Annotated in this window: 15 protein-coding genes and 3 pseudogenes; 3 read left to right on the top strand and 15 right to left on the bottom strand. The window is 62.3% G+C overall.

Annotated features, from left to right (window positions below; all coding sequences use genetic code 11):
• Window positions 1-94: 94 nt before the first annotated feature.
• The 12 genes and pseudogenes from NKI85_RS31685 to NKI85_RS31630 form a co-directional block, all read right to left on the bottom strand.
• Window positions 95-379 (bottom strand): annotated as a pseudogene (locus tag NKI85_RS31685) (acyltransferase family protein); the annotation flags it as partial.
• 1,162 nt (window positions 380-1,541) lie between these two features.
• Window positions 1,542-1,655, bottom strand: a pseudogene (locus NKI85_RS31680) (SMC-Scp complex subunit ScpB); the annotation flags it as partial.
• 507 nt (window positions 1,656-2,162) lie between these two features.
• Window positions 2,163-2,270, bottom strand: a pseudogene (locus NKI85_RS31675) (hypothetical protein); the annotation flags it as partial.
• A gap of 375 nt (window positions 2,271-2,645) precedes the next feature.
• Complete coding sequence (rlxS, locus tag NKI85_RS31670) at window positions 2,646-4,616, bottom strand: relaxase/mobilization nuclease RlxS (RefSeq protein ID WP_352780010.1); 1,971 nt, start codon at window positions 4,614-4,616, stop codon at window positions 2,646-2,648.
• A 185-nt stretch (window positions 4,617-4,801) separates the two neighbouring features.
• Window positions 4,802-5,488, bottom strand: coding sequence for a lytic transglycosylase domain-containing protein (locus NKI85_RS31665; protein WP_352780008.1), 687 nt, complete (start codon window positions 5,486-5,488; stop codon window positions 4,802-4,804).
• The gene (gene lepB / locus NKI85_RS31660) at window positions 5,476-6,024 is read right to left on the bottom strand and encodes a signal peptidase I (protein WP_352780006.1); all 549 of its coding nucleotides are present in this window, start codon (window positions 6,022-6,024) and stop codon (window positions 5,476-5,478) included. The genes NKI85_RS31665 and lepB overlap by 13 nt, the downstream gene beginning before the upstream one ends.
• Window positions 6,021-6,290, bottom strand: a complete 270-nt coding sequence (locus tag NKI85_RS31655; protein ID WP_023679653.1) for a helix-turn-helix transcriptional regulator — start codon at window positions 6,288-6,290, stop codon at window positions 6,021-6,023. Before NKI85_RS31655 ends, lepB begins: the two co-directional genes overlap by 4 nt.
• Before the next feature lie 149 nt (window positions 6,291-6,439).
• A complete protein-coding gene (locus NKI85_RS31650) occupies window positions 6,440-6,763 on the bottom strand; it encodes a DUF736 domain-containing protein (protein ID WP_023672372.1) in 324 nt (107 codons plus the stop codon).
• Window positions 6,764-7,306: 543 nt separating this feature from the next.
• Window positions 7,307-9,235: a ParB/RepB/Spo0J family partition protein gene (locus NKI85_RS31645; RefSeq protein WP_352780004.1), complete on the bottom strand. Its 1,929-nt coding sequence runs from the start codon at window positions 9,233-9,235 to the stop codon at window positions 7,307-7,309.
• Window positions 9,139-9,546, bottom strand: coding sequence for a DUF2958 domain-containing protein (locus tag NKI85_RS31640; RefSeq protein WP_352531291.1), 408 nt, complete (start codon window positions 9,544-9,546; stop codon window positions 9,139-9,141). The genes NKI85_RS31645 and NKI85_RS31640 overlap by 97 nt, the downstream gene beginning before the upstream one ends.
• Window positions 9,530-9,748, bottom strand: coding sequence for a hypothetical protein (locus NKI85_RS31635; RefSeq protein WP_352531289.1), 219 nt, complete (start codon window positions 9,746-9,748; stop codon window positions 9,530-9,532). The genes NKI85_RS31640 and NKI85_RS31635 overlap by 17 nt, the downstream gene beginning before the upstream one ends.
• Window positions 9,745-10,707, bottom strand: a complete 963-nt coding sequence (locus NKI85_RS31630) for an ArdC family protein (protein ID WP_352780002.1) — start codon at window positions 10,705-10,707, stop codon at window positions 9,745-9,747. Before NKI85_RS31630 ends, NKI85_RS31635 begins: the two co-directional genes overlap by 4 nt.
• Before the next feature lie 344 nt (window positions 10,708-11,051).
• Here NKI85_RS31630 and NKI85_RS31625 point away from each other — a divergent pair, with 344 nt between their 5' ends.
• Window positions 11,052-11,234 (top strand): hypothetical protein, encoded by a 183-nt coding sequence (locus NKI85_RS31625; RefSeq protein WP_352780000.1) that lies wholly within the window; start codon window positions 11,052-11,054, stop codon window positions 11,232-11,234.
• A 17-nt stretch (window positions 11,235-11,251) separates the two neighbouring features.
• Complete coding sequence (locus NKI85_RS31620; protein ID WP_352779998.1) at window positions 11,252-11,473, top strand: hypothetical protein; 222 nt, start codon at window positions 11,252-11,254, stop codon at window positions 11,471-11,473.
• A 370-nt stretch (window positions 11,474-11,843) separates the two neighbouring features.
• On the opposite strand, the gene NKI85_RS31615 is transcribed toward NKI85_RS31620, so the two are convergent.
• Window positions 11,844-12,095 carry a helix-turn-helix domain-containing protein gene (locus NKI85_RS31615; RefSeq protein WP_023722035.1) on the bottom strand — a complete coding sequence of 84 codons (252 nt, stop codon included), beginning with the start codon at window positions 12,093-12,095 and terminating at the stop codon, window positions 11,844-11,846.
• A gap of 128 nt (window positions 12,096-12,223) precedes the next feature.
• Between NKI85_RS31615 and NKI85_RS31610 the strand changes: the two genes are divergently transcribed.
• Window positions 12,224-12,493 (top strand): DNA -binding domain-containing protein, encoded by a 270-nt coding sequence (locus tag NKI85_RS31610; protein WP_352779996.1) that lies wholly within the window; start codon window positions 12,224-12,226, stop codon window positions 12,491-12,493.
• A 95-nt stretch (window positions 12,494-12,588) separates the two neighbouring features.
• On the opposite strand, the gene NKI85_RS31605 is transcribed toward NKI85_RS31610, so the two are convergent.
• A complete protein-coding gene (locus NKI85_RS31605; RefSeq protein WP_352593345.1) occupies window positions 12,589-14,496 on the bottom strand; it encodes a putative bifunctional diguanylate cyclase/phosphodiesterase in 1,908 nt (635 codons plus the stop codon).
• Window positions 14,497-14,798: 302 nt separating this feature from the next.
• The gene (gene ubiM, locus NKI85_RS31600; RefSeq protein ID WP_352593372.1) at window positions 14,799-15,980 is read right to left on the bottom strand and encodes a 5-demethoxyubiquinol-8 5-hydroxylase UbiM; all 1,182 of its coding nucleotides are present in this window, start codon (window positions 15,978-15,980) and stop codon (window positions 14,799-14,801) included.
• Window positions 15,981-16,212: the final 232 nt, after the last annotated feature.

The following is a 16,212-nucleotide window of genomic DNA, read 5'->3' as shown; positions in this document are numbered from 1 at the left end:
TCTGGGCCATCCGGCCACGGCTCTGCTTTGTCCACATCCACAGCTTGAATCATAACCCAGCCTCAGACGAAACCCCAGTAAGCCGATTTTCAAAACGGCCTCTGACGCCTTGAGGGAACGATTTGCGCAGAATCGCTCCCGAAGAAAGATATCCACTTATCGCCATAAACAGAGGCATGTGAAACATGTAGATCGACTTAAAATATGGCGACAGCCAAAAGTCGTCAGTGCCTCGATAGATAACATATTGTAACAAATGCCCAATTATCACCAGGATAATGAGGACGCCTTTGGCGAAATCGAAGCTTAGGTCTCTGGCCTTTGTCCCTTCTGGGCACGGGTCGCGCCCCTTCGAACCGACTGTTTTGTGATTAAGCATCAGACCTCCAGCCGATATCCTGCCGTTACTGCTTCCACTTTGGTTCTAGAGTGGTTCACGCACGGCATCTTCGGATCCCATTCTGGATTGTCGCACCCCAATCGGAGAGGATGGAGGGCCGCAGCACGACACAAGCGGAACAGGCCTGTTCTGGGCTAGAAGGCCGCAATATTTCCATTGAACTTCGTCCTCATCGCCTCAATAGCGGCAGTGCCGCCGCCTGGAATGTAGATCAACCGGAACTCAGGGCTCGCGCCGGCCAACTTCGATTGGTTTCGAATGGTCAAGCGGCGCCGGTCGGTCCATAAGCCTTCCTCAAGAAAACGGACCGTAGCCGCTATTCTCTTTGGTCGGTAAAATCGATTGTGTTTATGGAACGCATGCGCACGATGGATACATGCGCATCAGGGCACGTGACCGCCCACGGATAGGACTTTGCTTCGGAGGTCACCGTCCTTTCGCGACTCTTGCAGTGCATGGATGAGGCAGCAATTCCCGCGGTGCAGCACCTTTCGAGCGCGTGCCACAAAATCGCTGGGTTCGACCTGCGCGGCGACTGGGTGGAGATCCGCCTGATCTAAAGCATCACCCATCCGACGGGCAACATCTCACGACGCGCCGAGCAGCTTGGCCAAGCATCCGCACTGGCCGATCTTGCGGGGCGTGCGATCGCCTCCTGATAGCATTCGAGCAACAAAATCGGCCTGTGCCGGCAATTTTGTCGTAAAGCTCATGGTGGCGACTCCCGCACGCGCAGGACAGCCGGCAGATCGCGCATCTTGGCGATCAATCCTGCCATTCGGCCCGTCGTCTTCTTTATTCCAATGGAGATCGCAATCAGGTCCGGCCGGTCACGCAGTGAAGTGTTCTCCCTTCGAGCAGCCACGTCGGCGCCGCTCAGCTCTTCGACGAGCGCGCCAGGACAGCATCGATCTCCGCAAATTCTTGCCAGCAGATCGTCCTCACATCATCATGCTCTTGGCTTCAACCGGGCTGGTGCCCTCCCCTTCCCGGCTTTTTGTCCCGACGCTCGGGTCGCGCCTTCCGGCCGGTCAAAGCCAAAAAACTCGTCGGGGCTGAGCGCCCACTCCGGCTTCTGCCAAATATTCGTCGGCGGGTTCGCAGCACCGCGGGCGCACGGGTGAGCTCGTGGGCAGGAGTGCGGATGGAAGTAGGTGATGCACATCGTCACCAGCACCTCAGATTGTGTGAGGTCCACGGCTCGCTCGTTTCCGCCGACGGCGGCGCGGCGGGCGTCGGTATACGCACGGCGGGTCCGTCGCCTTGGCCTCAGTTTCGGGGCAATAGCAAGCCCCGGTCCGCGCGGCGCCGAGTTGGGCGGAAAGATCGACGGCGCGCAACGCGGGGCTCCTACGCGACGAGCAGTTTTTCCCCCGGTCTGAACCCGGCCTCGACTCCAGATGCCGCAATGACCGTTGCGGCCCGGCGCGATTGATCGGGTCTCATGCCCAAAGCTGCCTCGGTGCCCAGTAGCGGCACCGCATGGCCCCACCCAGGCGCTGCGCCAGTAACGCGTCGGCGAGCCAGCATCCGACGGTGCGTTCGAAGCGATCTCATTCGGCGGCCATGATCGCGCCGGTCACCATGCCGCAGCGGAAAGCTGCCGAAGCTCGTCCGGCCAGGTCGCTGACCGCCTCGTCGTCGCGGGCGACGACCGAAATCTTCCCCACCGCAGCGAGGTTTCTCCCGTTAGAAGATCCTCAGCGGGATGGGCTGCCAGTTCACGCCCGGCCAACAGCATCCGGCCCGCAGGGCCGACCTCGTCTCCCGGTCGTGTGAGCAGAAGAACATCGCGAAGTGCGGCCTCATCCTCGACGCCGCGAGCCTGCTTCGCCGTACTGCGGCCGCCGAAAGCCCTAGGCGCTGTCACAAGGCGCCAGCCCACCTCTCTAGCTGGCGGACCATCTCATCGAGCGCGCCGATGGCCGCACCGGCAGTGATTGCAATGTCCTCAATGCGCCGCAACTGTTTGGGTCGGGGCAGCCCTGCGCAACCAGGCCGGCACCGCCGTCGTCGGCGCGGCTCCGTGGCACCGGGAAGAGTGCCGTGGTGTCGCAGGAGGGTTTTGGCTCAGAATCATGGAACACGATGAATCATCGCGGCGCTTTTTTGTAGAGCGAACGATAAGTCTTGCACGACCAGCCATTAATCCCTCGCGAGATCAATGCCGCGGGCAGTTAGCAGGCGAACTCCGTCCGGACTGAGTACCTGTTTCAACGCGGGCAAAAGAAGTTGTGTAGTCATGTCACGAAATGCTTGGTCCGCTTCTCTGCCGGCCGATGGTCCATGAAATCCCCTCCCCACCCATGACACCAGACACCTCCTTGCCAACCGACCGATCAAGCACTGGCCTCCATGGTACCAGCGTGAACTCGCGCGCCTTCTCGACTATGACGTACTTGCCGCTGGCAAGGTCGATCGAGCGGCGCAATCGACCCTCTATTCGATCACCAGGCTGCGCTTCGGAATACGAGAGTCCGAGTTCGTCAGACAGTTGACCGGCAACACGGTTCAGCTCACGTTGACGCAGGATCGAAAGCATGTTGGCGCGATAGACGATCCGGTCCTGCTCTTCCCGAGCAAGACCTTGCGCAATCAGCCACTGCCGCCGGCGGCCTTGCGCCTCTCGGACATCGCGGCCGAAACCAGAGCTGTGCAAGGCCTCCGGTGTGTCGGAAACCAGCTCTCGATCGAGCCAGGTGGCGCCGTCGAAGCTGACTTGTTGTTCCAGCAGCATTGATGAGAGCTTGTCAACCGTGACAGGCTCGGCCCCGGCCCGCTGACGCTCGTAGTCAGACACACGGTCGAGATGATCCGGTGCGACGATCCAGGTGCCGTCCGGCTCGCGCTCGACACGACCGGTGGCCCGGCGGATCGCCTCCAGTCGCCGCACGTGCGTTTCGGCAAAGCGTTCGGTGGCCGACGGGTCATGCTTGAGATGGATATCGATGCTGTAGCGCCCGTCATGGGCCGTGGCGATCTCGGCAATTGTGCGGTCGACTTGCCTTGGCCCGGTGTCCCTCGGCGTGACCCGCACTATGCAGCCCTCTGGCGTCGGTTGGGTGGCCTCGCCTTTGCCGATATCGACATAGTGGCTTTTGCCGTCCACGCCGTCGACGACGAGGTAATGGCGGTCATTGATTTCGTCGGCCAGGCCGCGCGCAACGATGCGGCCGACGACAGGCTGCATCGGCTCTGCAGATGGATCATGGACAACATAGTCGGCGGCACTGCGGGCGAGCCCCTTGCCGGTCAGTTCGCGGTGCATGGTCTTGATAATGTCGCCCCGCTCGCCGATGCGGCGCAGCGTCGCTTCAAGCTCGCCATCAAGGCGCCAGCGGCCCGAGCCGACTTCCTCAGCCAGACCCATCCGCTCGAGCTTGCGCAGGCGGCCCTGGTGCAGCGTCTGGCGAAACGTGTCTCGGCTGGCCGGTGAGACATGCCCATCATGGTCGCGCATGCGGAGCAGCTGCCGATCGATGCTGGTGAAGCGTTCCCGCTCCATTTCCTGGCGCAGGCGTTGCTCGATCTCGCGGTCCGTTCTCGGGCCAAGGTCGAGGCTGACCAGCTCGGCCGCCCGTTCACGGATTCCAGACGAGATGTAGTCTCGCGCGATGACAAGATTTTCGCGGCGGTCGTCCTTGCCGCGGACGATAATATGGGTATGCGGATGACCAGTGTTGAAATGATCGACAGCGACCCAGTCGAGCTTGGTGCCGAGGTCTTCTTCCATTTGCGCCATGAGGCGCCGCGTGAGCGGCTTCAGGTCGTCATACTCGATGCCGTCTTCAGGTGCGACGATGAAGCGGAACTGATGCCGGTCGCCATCGGCACGATCGATGAAGGCCTTGCCATCAACGCGGTCGCTGTCGGCGCTATAGAGCTCGCCAGGCTCGCCTTCGCGGGTGACGCCGTCGCGCTGGAGGTAGCGAAGGTGTGCACGTGCCCCGTCAACACCCTTGCCGGCCAGCTTGACGATACGCGCCTTGACGACGGCGCGCCGCTGCCGAAACGCCGCGTGGGGGTCGCGCGCTCTGAGAACGGCGGCAGCAGCCCCGCCGCGCCCCGCCCGGCTTCCGATGAAGCGGCCACGGCGACCGCTGCCGCCGCCGGCTCGGTTGATCGCGGCGCGGATCTGGCCGGCGAAACGCTTGCCTGCCTTCGAGCCGCGCGATCCGATTTTGCCCAGGCTCGGCTTGAACTCTTCATCCTGCATTGAGCCTCCTAGTCACCCTTAACAAAATCAAAGGTTTGTCGGCAGAAGCTCTCCTGACGCTGAAGGCAGCCTCCGTGAAAAACGATGTGCAGACAAAGACTTCGCCGCCTCCAGGAGGCGATGCCTTTATCTTGCCTTCCGCGGACCTGCCTCCCTGCCCGGCCCGACCCACGGTACCCCTGCCCTCACCTGCGATCCGGCCGGCCTGACCTTGCTCGCTCCGATCCGAGCGGCACCACAATTTGGCCATTCGGATCGGTCGCGGAAACACCGTTTCGCAGGAAAAACAGCGACTGCCCGGACGGGATTTCCGGCGCTTTTCCGGAACGGGATTTGCCGGTGAACGCGTCCATGTCGGCGGCCGAAATCCCCGCAGCCTTGAGCTCTTCCAGATACGAAACCGTCTCGCTGGGCAGCGGTCGCCCACGCTGCAAATGCTGTTCGTAGCGGTCCGGCCCAGCGTTATAGGCGGCAAACAGGCCGGGAAAGCCGAAGCGGTCATACATGGCGCGCAGATAGGCAGTGCCTGCCAGAATGTTGTCGCGAGGGTCATGCGGACTGGCTCCCAGGCCAAGCTCTGCGCGCAACTCTTCGTAGGTGCCGGGCATCACCTGCATGAGGCCGATGGCGCCGGCGCTCGACGTGATCGGCCGTCCATTCAGCCTTGTCTGCCCCCGGCTTTCGGCATCCATGACGGCATAAATCCAGGGCTGTGGAATGCTGAAACGCCGGCTTGCTTCGGCTACCAAGGGCTGCCATCTTGCCAGCTGCGGACCACGGGAGATGGCGGCCGGCTGAGCGTCGGTCGCGGCGGAACAGGCGCATGGCGCTATCGCGACCATGCCCAGCATCAGGAGGGTTACTCGGTCCATAGCGGCACCAGCCTCCCGACAATATTTTCGGCCGGCACCGGCCCGAAATAGCGGCTGTCGAAGGAGCGGTTTCTATCGTTGCCGAGCAGGAAAAACTCGTCGGCGGCGAGCTTGCGGCAGGCATTCCACCAAGGCAGCGAACGGTGCTGCGTGTCGGTTGCCAGCCGGCGCGCGACGATCTCGCCGCCGATGATGATGGCGTCGCCGAAGGCGCAGACATGCTCGCCAGGCAGCGCGGCAAGGCGCTTGACCAGCGGCACATTGCTGGGCAGATAGAAGCGTTCGGCGGCGAGATCGGCGACCGGTTTTGGCGGGCGGACGAGCACGAGATCGCCACGAGCCGGCGATCCGGACGCGACGCGATAGAGGCCGACCGGCGCACTGGCCGAGGCGTTCCAGACCAGCCAGGGCGATGGGTTGTCGACAGCGGCGAAGCCGATCAGGCCGAGGCCTATTGTGGCCACGGCGATCGTCTTGCGCGCCCGAACGCGCCGCAGATGGCTGCCGATCAGACGGATGGTGGGACGCCGGCTCATGAGCGGCCTCCCTCACCGGCCGAGCCGGAATCGTGCCCGGCATCCTCGGGCCTGGTCTCCTGCGCGCGTCCCTTCGACCAGTCGTCGAGCTCGTCGATGTGATAGCGGACATAGCGGCCGTGCTTGCGAAATTGCGGGCCGCCGCCTTTGAGCCGCATCTTCTCCAGCGTGCGCTGGGACAGCCCGATATAGAAGGCGGCCTGCGCGGTGTTGAGAAACGGACTGCCCTTCTTCGCGCGAGCCGCGCGTTCGTTTTCGTCGTCCATGATGATCCTCGTTTCGTTACGGACAAGCGAAGGCGAGGATCGGCGAGCGAGATCGTTTTGGGGACGGGCGAAGAGTGGGGGGCGAGTTTTCGCCGCCCCTCCCGAAAGAGCCCCGCGCCGGTTGCGGCGCGGGGCTCGAGGCTGGCGGTTCAGTCGACCGGGTTCCAGATGATGGCGTATGTGTCGTCGTCATCCTGGCCGGCGGCGCGGCCGAGATTGGCGTAGAGCTTGCGCGGGCCGAACTCCGGGGCGGCAATCGACAGGCTCACATAGTCCTTGCCGGAGGTCTCGCCGGTGCGGATCCAGCCGGCCCCTACTTCGACCCCTTGCGTCAGCACCCGGAAGTCGGGATGGGTGTCGGCGCTCTTTGCCTGATTGGGCACGATGTCGATGTCGGCGCGGACGCTAAGCGTCTTGAGCTGGCCCTTGTAGCCGCCGTTTTCCTGTTTGGTAACGTATCCGATCGCGGTCATTTTCAGTCTCCTTTGGTGCTCGCAGGGGACCATTCCCCTGCGATGGCGGACCGTGATGGGCGCGTCCGGACCGCCGGAACCGGGACGGCCGCAGCGATAGCGAAGGACCCGAGCGGGCAGCTTTTTTGAAGCGAAGCGGCGCGAGGAAGCCGCCGCAGGCGGCGGGGAAAAAAGCTGCTGGCGAGGGTTTCGGGCGGGCCGGATCCGCCCATAGGTCGTCAAGCCAGCCGCAGGGGAATGGTCCCTGAGACACATGGAGACAGGTGGCGCGATCGGCGGCACAACTAACACGCGGCGATGCAGGGCACCGGCTGCGCGGGCTCTGTCGGCAACCGGATCGGACAATTGGCCCCATGCGCCTGGCGCGTCAGCAAGCAACCCGGCGCGGTGCAGGGCTGCCGAAACGGGCGCGAATGGCGTCGGGATTTCTCGCGCGCGGCACTGGCTCGACAAGCCGCCCAATCGGCAGCCGGCGCGACCCGGAGCGGCGCGCGCGACCTGAGCGGCGGTAATCGAGAGAACCGCCGCTCGGGCCCTGATCGACTATTTGCGGACGAACAGCGGCTGCACTTGTGCCCACTGATCGGCGGTGCGGAAGCCGCCGCGGCTGGTGTAGCTTTCGGCCGGGAATTTCATCCAGCGCGGCAGCCAGGTCTCGATCTTCTGGCGGCCATTCTCGCCCGCCAGGAAGTCGCGGATGATCTTCTTTTGCGTCTTGACCTTCTCGGCGACATTGCCATCCGCGACCAGCTTGCCGCCGACCTCGGCGAGCATCGAATTCGCGATTTCCTTGTCGCGCAAGAGGTCGAAGAAGGCATCGTCCGGTTGCCACCATGTGCCCATATCGACGTTCAGATGGTTGCCGAGCGCCTCGATGACGGTGCTGCCGGCTGCAAGCGTCTCGGCCATGACAAGGGTGAGAACGCGCATGACATCGTCGTCGCACAGCGCCAAGAGGCGCGCGAACACGCCGGCGATAGCAAAGGCGTCGCCATTGCCGCCGGCGACCACGCCATCCTCATCCGGTGATCCGAGCAGGGCCAACACTTCGCGCCGCTTTTTGCCGAATGCAGCTTCAGCCTTGCAGCCGGCAAGGCTGGCAGTCACGGTCTCGTTGGCTGCGCGCTGTGGCTCACGGCGCACCTGCCACAAGCCGGAACCGGTGATGGCGTGCGCCACCACGAGGCGCAGCGCCACGGCGGGATGGTCGAGCATGGCCGCGCGCACGGCGGCATGGCGATGCAGATCGACATAGTTCTGCATCGGGCCGGTGAGTTCGGGGCGCGGCGGCTTGGCGGCTGTTTCTTCTTGCTCACCGCCCTCGCGGGCGCGGCGGGCTTGCTTGTGTGACAGCCAGCCCTCGTGACACTCGACCTCGCCGCGATACGTGACCGCGATGAAGACCTTGCCGCCCTTCTTCTTCGGGGTCTTCTCGTGGTCCCATGGGTGGAAATACTGGCCCGGCTCCAGCAGCACCACCTCGCTCCAGCCGTCGTTGAGATAGGTGTCGCGTCTGGCGGCAATCGCTTCGTTCTGCTTTTGCCAGAACAGGTCGGCATCGGCGAAATAGCTGTCCTCGCCGAACAGGTCCGAGGTGATCAGGCCGGGATACTCCTCGATGGCAAACAGCGCCACCTTGGTGGAAATCGACTGGCCGCCGAACAGCCATTGCTTCAATTGATAGCCACGCGGCGCGTATTGATCGGGATCGGCACAGAGTGCCAGCCAGTCCTTCTGCTGCGCCTTGGACGCCATGGTGAGATGGCGCACCGTCTCGGCGTCGATCTCCTCGCGGCGATAGGCTTCGCGGATTTTGGGCAAGAGGTCGCCAAGCGCCAGAATGCGTTTGACCTTGAGGTCAGTGATGCCGAAGGTCGCAGCGATGTCTGGAACGGTGCGGCCTTGCCTGACGAGCCGCGAAAACGTCTCCCATTGCGAGACTTCGTCAGGATCGAGGCGGGCGAGGTTTTCGATCAGCGAGGCTTCCAGCGCATCGGCGTCGTCACCGTCCTCCATGATGGCGCAGGGCAAGGGATCGCCTTCGCCGCGCTCGTCGGCAAGCGATTTGGCGGCGAAATAGCGCCGCCTGCCGGCAACGATCTCGAAGGTTTCCGGCTGGCCGTCGGGCCGCACAAGGAGAGGCACCAGCACGCCGCGCGCACGCACGGAGGGCAGGATGTCCTTGCCGGTAATGCGATGACGGATATGTCGGGCGCGCGTTTTCCATGGCGCATGTTGAGCGCGGAAATGTTGAGCTGATCCAAGGGGATGTGGGCAAGCTGCACGGTTACTCTCCTTCGCTTTGGTTAAGGTTGTCCCCGCCGCAGAGGCCGAAGGCCGGCGCGGCGGGACGGTTTTTGCGCCTATCGGCGCTGCTATTCCGCCGTGTCGGGCGGAAGCTCGGAATGGGGCTTTGAAAGGGCGTCTGCTGCCTGCCGCAGAGGTCGCTCGGCCTCGGTGATGTGGCCGCAAATGCGAGCGGCTTCGGCATAGACCGAGAGCGGAAAGCGCGCCTGGAAATGCAGGTCGCGCTCGATGCCGAGGCCAAGCGGACCTTTTACGGATGCAAGCTCGGCCAGACTGACGCTGCCGAGTTCGGGGAAGCCGAAGCCGAGATCGCAAAGACCGAACAGCGTGTCGCCATCGGCGTCAAGTTCGCTCAGAAGCCACGTCGCGGCACCTGTGGGATTAAACAGTTTCACAACGGGAAAATGGTCGATGTCGGCGTCGGCGGCGCCATTGGCAAGCAGTCGTGCGCGCAGTGGATCAGTGATCAGGATCATGGAAAGACTCCTTGTCAGAACAGGTCGAGTTGATTTCTGCTGGCTTCATCGAGCGGGTTTGCGCCGCGCGCGGACGCATCGGCGCGTCCATCAGGAGGGTGAGCCGATCGCGCGTGGTGATCGGCCGGACGCCGGGAATGAGCATCTGCTCGCCTTGCGGCGTCGGCTCGGTCGCGGTCAGTTGAGGATCGCGCATCGTCATGCCGCAATCCCTTCCTGCGCCTCGCCTTCGGCATCGGCCTGAAGGCCAAGCAGGAAATCGGCGGCCTTGGAGGCAAGACTGGCGGCACGGAAGATGGCGCGGTTGTCCTCGCGCAGCACCTTTAGCCATGAGCCGATGTAATCGGCATGACGCACGGTCGGCTCGATACCGAGGTTGCTGCAGACGAAAGCGGCAGTGATTTCGGCGACCAATTCTTCACGCGCGTAAGCCTTGCAGCCGAACGAGCCGGAGAGGTCGCGAGCAAGCCGCGTCGGGTGGCCGGTCCAGTGGCCAAGCTCGTGAAAGCAGGTCCGGTAATAGTCGATCTGGTGATGGAACGCCGGCTGCGGCGGCACCTGAATGTGGTCGCTGCCCAGCATGTAGAAAGCGCGATCGCCGCCGACCCTGAAATCCGCACCGCTGGCGCGAATGAGCGTCTCGGCCTGCGGCACGATCTCGCACTGAGGCAGCGGCTCGGCGGCGGCATAGAGGTCTTCCGGAAGATTATCGCACTGCGCGACATTGAAGACGGTGAAGCGCTTCAAAAAAGGCACGGCCTGTGGTTCATCGCCCTCGTGGCGTGCGCGCTCCTTCTCGTCCTTGGGGACAAAGCGGTCGGCATGCACGATGGTCGTGCCGCGCTCGCCCTTCCTGACATTGCCGCCAAGCACGAGCGCCTGCCGGAAGGTGAGCCAGTTCTGGCTGGGATAGCTGCGCTCGATGACCGCGCCCCACAGGATGAGGATATTGATGCCGGAATAGATGCGCCCAGAGGATGCATTCCTCGGCAGGCCAAGGCCTGCCTTTGCGCTGCCCCATGGCTTGACCCATGGCACGGTGCCGCGCTCCAGTTCGGCAATGATGCGGTCGGTGATCTCCTGATAAAGGCTGGCGCCCGGGCGCCCGCCCTTGCCTGCGCCAGCCTCTCCGCTGGGGGTACGCTTGCTGTTTGCATGCATCGTCTCATCCTCCGCTCGCCAATCGCCGCGCCTTTCCCCGGAAGCGGGGTGGGCGGCGAGTCGCGACCGGACAGGCCCGCCGTGGTAGGCGGACCGCATCCGAAGGACCGGAACGAAGAGCAGGACCCTGAGCGGCACGCGAAGGGTTGCGGGCTGCCGCGGCGGGCCTAGAAGGGAGTGCCGCCCACCCGGCGCCACCGGGAAAGGCCAACAGACAAACCCCGCCGCCCGCAAGGGCGGCGGCCGTCACAGCCCGAAAGGCTGCCCACGCCAAGGGGCGAAGCCGAATGGCCGAGACCGCCTGAGCTTGCCGAAGAAAAGCGGGCTCGCTTCACGAGCACCTGGTGCGCGTCGTCAGGCGCGCGGGCGCCCGCCAGGACGGCAGGCTGGACAAATTTTTCGCACGGATCGTCGTCAAGCGCCGCGGTTACGTCGAGAAACTCGACGACATCGCCGCCGTGCGCGCGGCTTCCTCCGAACAAAACCAGCGATCGCCTTTCAACAGGTTGAGGCGCGTGTCCCAGTAATATTACTGTCCGGGATCATGATAGATGCGCTCGCCCGTTTTGTGGCTTATATTGGCTTTGATGTTGCGCTGACAGCGGCAGGGCCGATTTCGAAGGCAAGAAAGCCAGCCAGGATTGTTCCACCAGCAACGATCTTTGCCCACAAAGGAACGTCCACGATGGCGCTCGCCATACCTGCGACGGTTGTACCGATTCTCTTGATAGCGATGGTTGCCCACGCCCCTTCTGGAGTCTATTAGTCTGGCCTAATTCACCGGTCCTGTTCCGAACCATTGAATGAACGGCGCATCCTTCCCCGTGATATCCTTCACCGTCTTTAACAGCACTTCATGGGTGCGTTGGAGAGCCCGGTAATGGTCGCTGCTCAGGTGATAGAAGCGGCTGGACGATGCTCTTGTGCAGCCGTTCCGCCTCCGCCAGAAAGCGCTCGATTTCAGCCTGTGAAAGCTGCCTGGAAAGTTTGGTCCTAGCCATTGCGATCTCCGTTGAGGAATCGCCCCACCTAGGATTATCATCCTATATCGGCATGGCCTGGTAAAGACCCACCCGCAGCGGAATGGCAGCTTGCCGAAGAAAAGCGCGCTCGGTTCACGGCACCGGCGCGAGCCGTTAGACGCGCAGGCGCCCGTTAGCCCGCAGGCTGGACAGAATCTCGCACGGATCAGCGTCAAGCGCCGCAGTTAAGTCGAGAAACTCGATGACGTCGAGACGACGCTCTCCACCCTCGTACTTGGCCACGAAGGATTGGGGACGATCAAGCTTCTCGGCCACCTGCGCCTGAGTCAGGCCTTTGGCCTTGCGCAGGGAAACCAGCTGGGCCAGAAACCGCTGGTGGCGGGGCGAGCGAAGAGATTTGGGCATGTAGGCGAACCGGTCGGGTAAAGACCGGATCAGCGACTAATCCCGGTTTCGGATTATCCCATTTTGGGATATGCTGCGTTGCATCCAGCGCTCAACAGCCGAGGCTCGCAACAGGCATGAATCGATCAATGGGAACAGATGAGACTCGAAACTCAACTCTGTGCGACGAAGTCCCCTGGTCGGAGAACCTGACGGCCTACGACAGGGAGCATTTCACGATCTACCTGCGGATCCTGGATGCCTGCGCCGACAATGCCAGCGAAGAGGAGATGGCCGATCTCATTCTAGGCATCGACCCGGCCCTTGAACCGGTCCGCGCCCGCAAGGCTCTTCGCAGCCATATCGACCGGGCGAACTGGATGGTGACGACCGGCTACAAGGAACTGTTCGCCGGCTGACGCACAGCACGGATTGTCATGCTCTTCAAACAAGGAAGTTCAGATACCCGTCACTCATGAGCGCACGGCCGCGAGAGACGGCGCGGCGGGAGCGGTCACAACTGCTTCGCGTGCTGTTTGACTGCCATTTCCAGTGCTTGGCTCAGAGGCACAGCCTTGGAGAACAGGTAGCCTTGAGCGGTTCGGCAGCCAAGCTTGTGCAGGGTTTGCCGATCCGCCTCTGTTTCGACGCCCTCGGCCATGACCTCGATCCCGAGCATGTTACCGAGATCGATGACCGATTTGACAAGCAGTCGGTCCTCTCGGGACTTGGCCAAGCCGCGAATGAAGCCCTGGTCTATTTTGACCTTGCGTATCCGACTGTCCTTGAGCGATGCCAACGTAGAAAAGCCGGTGCCGAAGTCATCGAGCGCGATGGAAATGCCCGCATGTGAAAGCCGTCCGAGCTTTTCATCCACTCTGTCCGGGTCCACCGGGGATTCTTCGGTAATCTCGATTTCGAACATCGTTGCAGGGAGGCCTTTTGCCGCCAGACCATCCAAAACCATGTCGTCGATATCGCCGGCTTCCAGTTCGCGCGGCGAAACATTCATCGCCACACGGAAATCACGACAGTCAGCTTTCACCAAGCCGTCGATAAAAGCACAACAGTCGGCGAAGACGGTTTGCGTCAGCAGCTGAAGCATTCCGGTTTCGCGTGCAGCTGTGATGATTTCGGGTGGAGAGATGGCACCATGAGTCGGATGGGACCACCTCAGCAAGGCTTCAAAACCGACCACGGCCTCGGTGTCGAGTTTCACGATCGGCTGGAACCAAGGTTGCAAGCTTCTCGTCTTTATCGCCGAATGAAGGTCCCGTTCGACGGACTGGCGGCGTTGCAGTTCCCTGTCGAGTTCGGCATCGAACAGGCAAAATTCGTTCCTGCCACGACGCTTGGCCGTGTAAAGGGCGATATCCGCCCGCAACAACATTTCGGTCAGGCCCGGGCTTTCCGCCAGGTATATTCCTATTGATGCCCCGACCCGGACGGACGCGACCTCCCGATAGGGGCGGGCAATTTTTGCTATGATATTGGAGGCGAGATCATTGGCAGAAAGCGAAACCCTCGTTGAGGGAAAAAACAGCACGAATTCATCGCCGCCGATACGAGCGAGCGTTGAGCCTTCCGGTGCTTCCTCCTCTATGCGGCGGGCGATCCTGACAAGCAGTTCATCACCGGTCCTGTGACCGTAGGTATCGTTGACGGATTTGAACCCGTCCAGGTCAACCAGCATTGCCACGAAGGGGCCATCCGCGGTCTCGAACCGTCCGATAGCGTCTTCGAGGCCACGCCTGTTGAGAAGGGCCGTCAGGTGGTCCTGCCTGGAACTGGCCTTCATCTCCGCCGCAAGCCGCTCGGCCTCATGCCTCAGGCGGCTCGCTTCGCGGAACCGTGCTTGCCCAACAAACGAAGCTCGAACCAAGCCGCCCATGAAGAGCAGAACGGTAAAAGCCAGAATGTAGTCTTCAAAATTGCCTTTCGCCAAAAGGCAACCCACCGTGATGAGGAGCGGAGGTGTGATGAAGTTGATCGCCGCCGCGGCATACGAACTGCCGTATGTAACCGCACCAGCTGAAATGCCCGCCAGAATGACCAGATGCAGCGGTGCTTGAGGTGTCGTGTATCCAACAGTCAGGACGGCCAGGAAGGACCAGGCAAACCCTGCCAGAAGAGCAAGGATGCCAAACCAGCGAAGCCGCGGCAAAACCCCCACTAATCCGTCATGGCGCCCCGTTTCCTTTAGCTGATAACGCGCGAGTGCAAGGCGGGCGGCATTTATCGCATTGACGACCAGGAACCAGATTGCAGCTGCAAAGCCGCTGCCAGAAAGGGCGTGCACCGCCCAAATCAGGCCTGACAGGATAGCGCTTATCGGCATCGACACGAAGAGGCCGGCCCTCAGGTCAGCAAGCTGATCCTGACGGATTTTGGCCTCCAGCGTGTCTTCATTCTTCGGGGCCATGGACGGACCAGCTTGCTCCCATCGTTGTTCGCGAGGACAAGCCTACGCAGGCCCACTGAAGGACGGGTTAACTATCCAGCGGGGATAACCAGTGTGCTCACCAGTCTTCGGGGCGCACGTCTGCCTCTTGGCCTTGCCGTCTGACCATCGAGCTCTTGCCCGCACGCGTGCCTTGATCCGAATCATCCCAGGATCGGCAACGTCACCATGGAAGCAGCCCTACCAACGGCATCAACGCGCCCGGCGAGACAAAAGGAAGCCGGGCCGAGATAGCGTTCCAGAGCGGCAGCGCTGCCTGCGATTCACCGCCTGAGCATGGCCGAAATGCCATGGCGGATAAAGGGAAGATATTGGGCAAAGCGAAGCCCTGCATGTCTTGCAAGCCGTGCCGCCGGGTGCTCGCCTGAGTAGAGAGCGACAAGTGCATTCGTAGCATGATAGAGCGGTGCCGCCGACAGACGCAGCCGGCTTTCGTATCTGCCGAGCATGTCGGGATCAGCAATGTCGCGGCGCTCGCGACATGCCGGCAGGATTCTGTCGGCGAGTTGCTTCTGGCCACTGAGGCCGATGTTGAAGCCATGCGCGGTCACCGGGTGCATGCCGAGGGCAGCATCGCCGATCAGTGCCGCACTCGGAGCCCAGAACTTGTGCGCCCAGGTCGTGACCAGCGGATAGGCATGGCGGGTGCTTGCCAAGGTCATCTCTCCGAAGCGTCCTCGACACCGGCTCGTCGATTCCATGAGGAACAAATCGTCGTCGAGAGCAAGCAGTCTGTCGGCCTCGCTTGAGCGCAACGTGAGAAGCAGCGACGACACGCCTTCCATGAGCGGCAACATCGCTATCGTCTGATGGTGATCGAACCATTCGACCGCGATCTGGTGATGGGCGCGCTCGTGCCTCACTCGGCAAATCAGCATGGAGTTGCCAAGCCGATTGATGTCGGCGCCAATGCCGAGCAGGTCGCGCGTCGCGGACAAACGCGAATCCGCTGCAACGAGCAGCCGAGCGGCCAATTGCCTGCCATCAGAGAGCGTTATGACTGCTTCTTTGTGGCTGGTTGTTGCATTGACGACCGAGCGGCCGCACAGCAGCTGGGCATGATCCTGGAAGTGGACAAGCTTGAACAGGGCGTCGCGGATCCGACAATTTGGGACCAGAATTCCGAGTGGTTCCCCAGATCCGCTGGGAGAATCGAAGCTCAGGGCGAAAGGGCTCGATCCGTTGAGCACGCGCGCGCCTTGTAGCGGTGATTTGTCCGAAGCGGGGATGGCATCCCAGGCGCCGAGCTCGCGAAGGATTCCAACCGATGCGTGGGTCAGCGCGATCTCGCGACCGTCGAAAGCCGGATTCGCCAGGCTTTCGAGCGACTGCCGTTCAACCACTGCCACCTTGAGTCGGCTCTGGGCAAGCGACGCGGCGAAGGAAAGTCCGACCGGCCCGGCTCCGACCACAATAACGTCGAATCTATCGACAGAGCCGGCCATCAGCGTGCCGCCATTGCGTCGGCTATCTGCGACGAAGGGCACTGGAACGCATCGCAATCGATCCACGGTTTGCGGCTCATCTCCCCAAGCGTCTCCACGCGACCTAACCGTCCGTTAGACATCCGTTCTCCGTTCAAAATGCTCAATGAAACCATGCCTATGAAGAGATAACCCTGATGTGGATCAACCAGGCTCGATAAACGCGGCAACGGCGGGTTCACGGTCGACTGGT

Origin of the sequence: Mesorhizobium sp. M0571 (genome assembly GCF_040320985.1) — a bacterium.
In the GTDB taxonomy this organism is placed as follows: Bacteria; Pseudomonadota; Alphaproteobacteria; order Rhizobiales; family Rhizobiaceae; genus Mesorhizobium.
This window is presented reverse-complemented; position numbering and strand designations above follow the sequence as displayed.

Excerpts from the sequence above, each read along its gene's own strand:
- rlxS (WP_352780010.1), bottom strand. The coding sequence starts at position 4,616 with ATGCAGGATGAAGAGTTCAAGCCGAGCCTGGGCAAAATCGGATCGCGC.
- NKI85_RS31665 (WP_352780008.1), bottom strand. The coding sequence starts at position 5,488 with ATGGACCGAGTAACCCTCCTGATGCTGGGCATGGTCGCGATAGCGCCA.
- lepB (WP_352780006.1), bottom strand. The coding sequence starts at position 6,024 with ATGAGCCGGCGTCCCACCATCCGTCTGATCGGCAGCCATCTGCGGCGC.
- NKI85_RS31655 (WP_023679653.1), bottom strand. The coding sequence starts at position 6,290 with ATGGACGACGAAAACGAACGCGCGGCTCGCGCGAAGAAGGGCAGTCCG.
- NKI85_RS31650 (WP_023672372.1), bottom strand. The coding sequence starts at position 6,763 with ATGACCGCGATCGGATACGTTACCAAACAGGAAAACGGCGGCTACAAG.
- NKI85_RS31640 (WP_352531291.1), bottom strand. The coding sequence starts at position 9,546 with ATGATCCTGATCACTGATCCACTGCGCGCACGACTGCTTGCCAATGGC.
- NKI85_RS31635 (WP_352531289.1), bottom strand. The coding sequence starts at position 9,748 with ATGACGATGCGCGATCCTCAACTGACCGCGACCGAGCCGACGCCGCAA.
- NKI85_RS31630 (WP_352780002.1), bottom strand. The coding sequence starts at position 10,707 with ATGCATGCAAACAGCAAGCGTACCCCCAGCGGAGAGGCTGGCGCAGGC.
- NKI85_RS31620 (WP_352779998.1), top strand. The coding sequence starts at position 11,252 with ATGATAGATGCGCTCGCCCGTTTTGTGGCTTATATTGGCTTTGATGTT.
- NKI85_RS31615 (WP_023722035.1), bottom strand. The coding sequence starts at position 12,095 with ATGCCCAAATCTCTTCGCTCGCCCCGCCACCAGCGGTTTCTGGCCCAG.
- NKI85_RS31610 (WP_352779996.1), top strand. The coding sequence starts at position 12,224 with ATGGGAACAGATGAGACTCGAAACTCAACTCTGTGCGACGAAGTCCCC.
- NKI85_RS31605 (WP_352593345.1), bottom strand. The coding sequence starts at position 14,496 with ATGGCCCCGAAGAATGAAGACACGCTGGAGGCCAAAATCCGTCAGGAT.
- ubiM (WP_352593372.1), bottom strand. The coding sequence starts at position 15,980 with ATGGCCGGCTCTGTCGATAGATTCGACGTTATTGTGGTCGGAGCCGGG.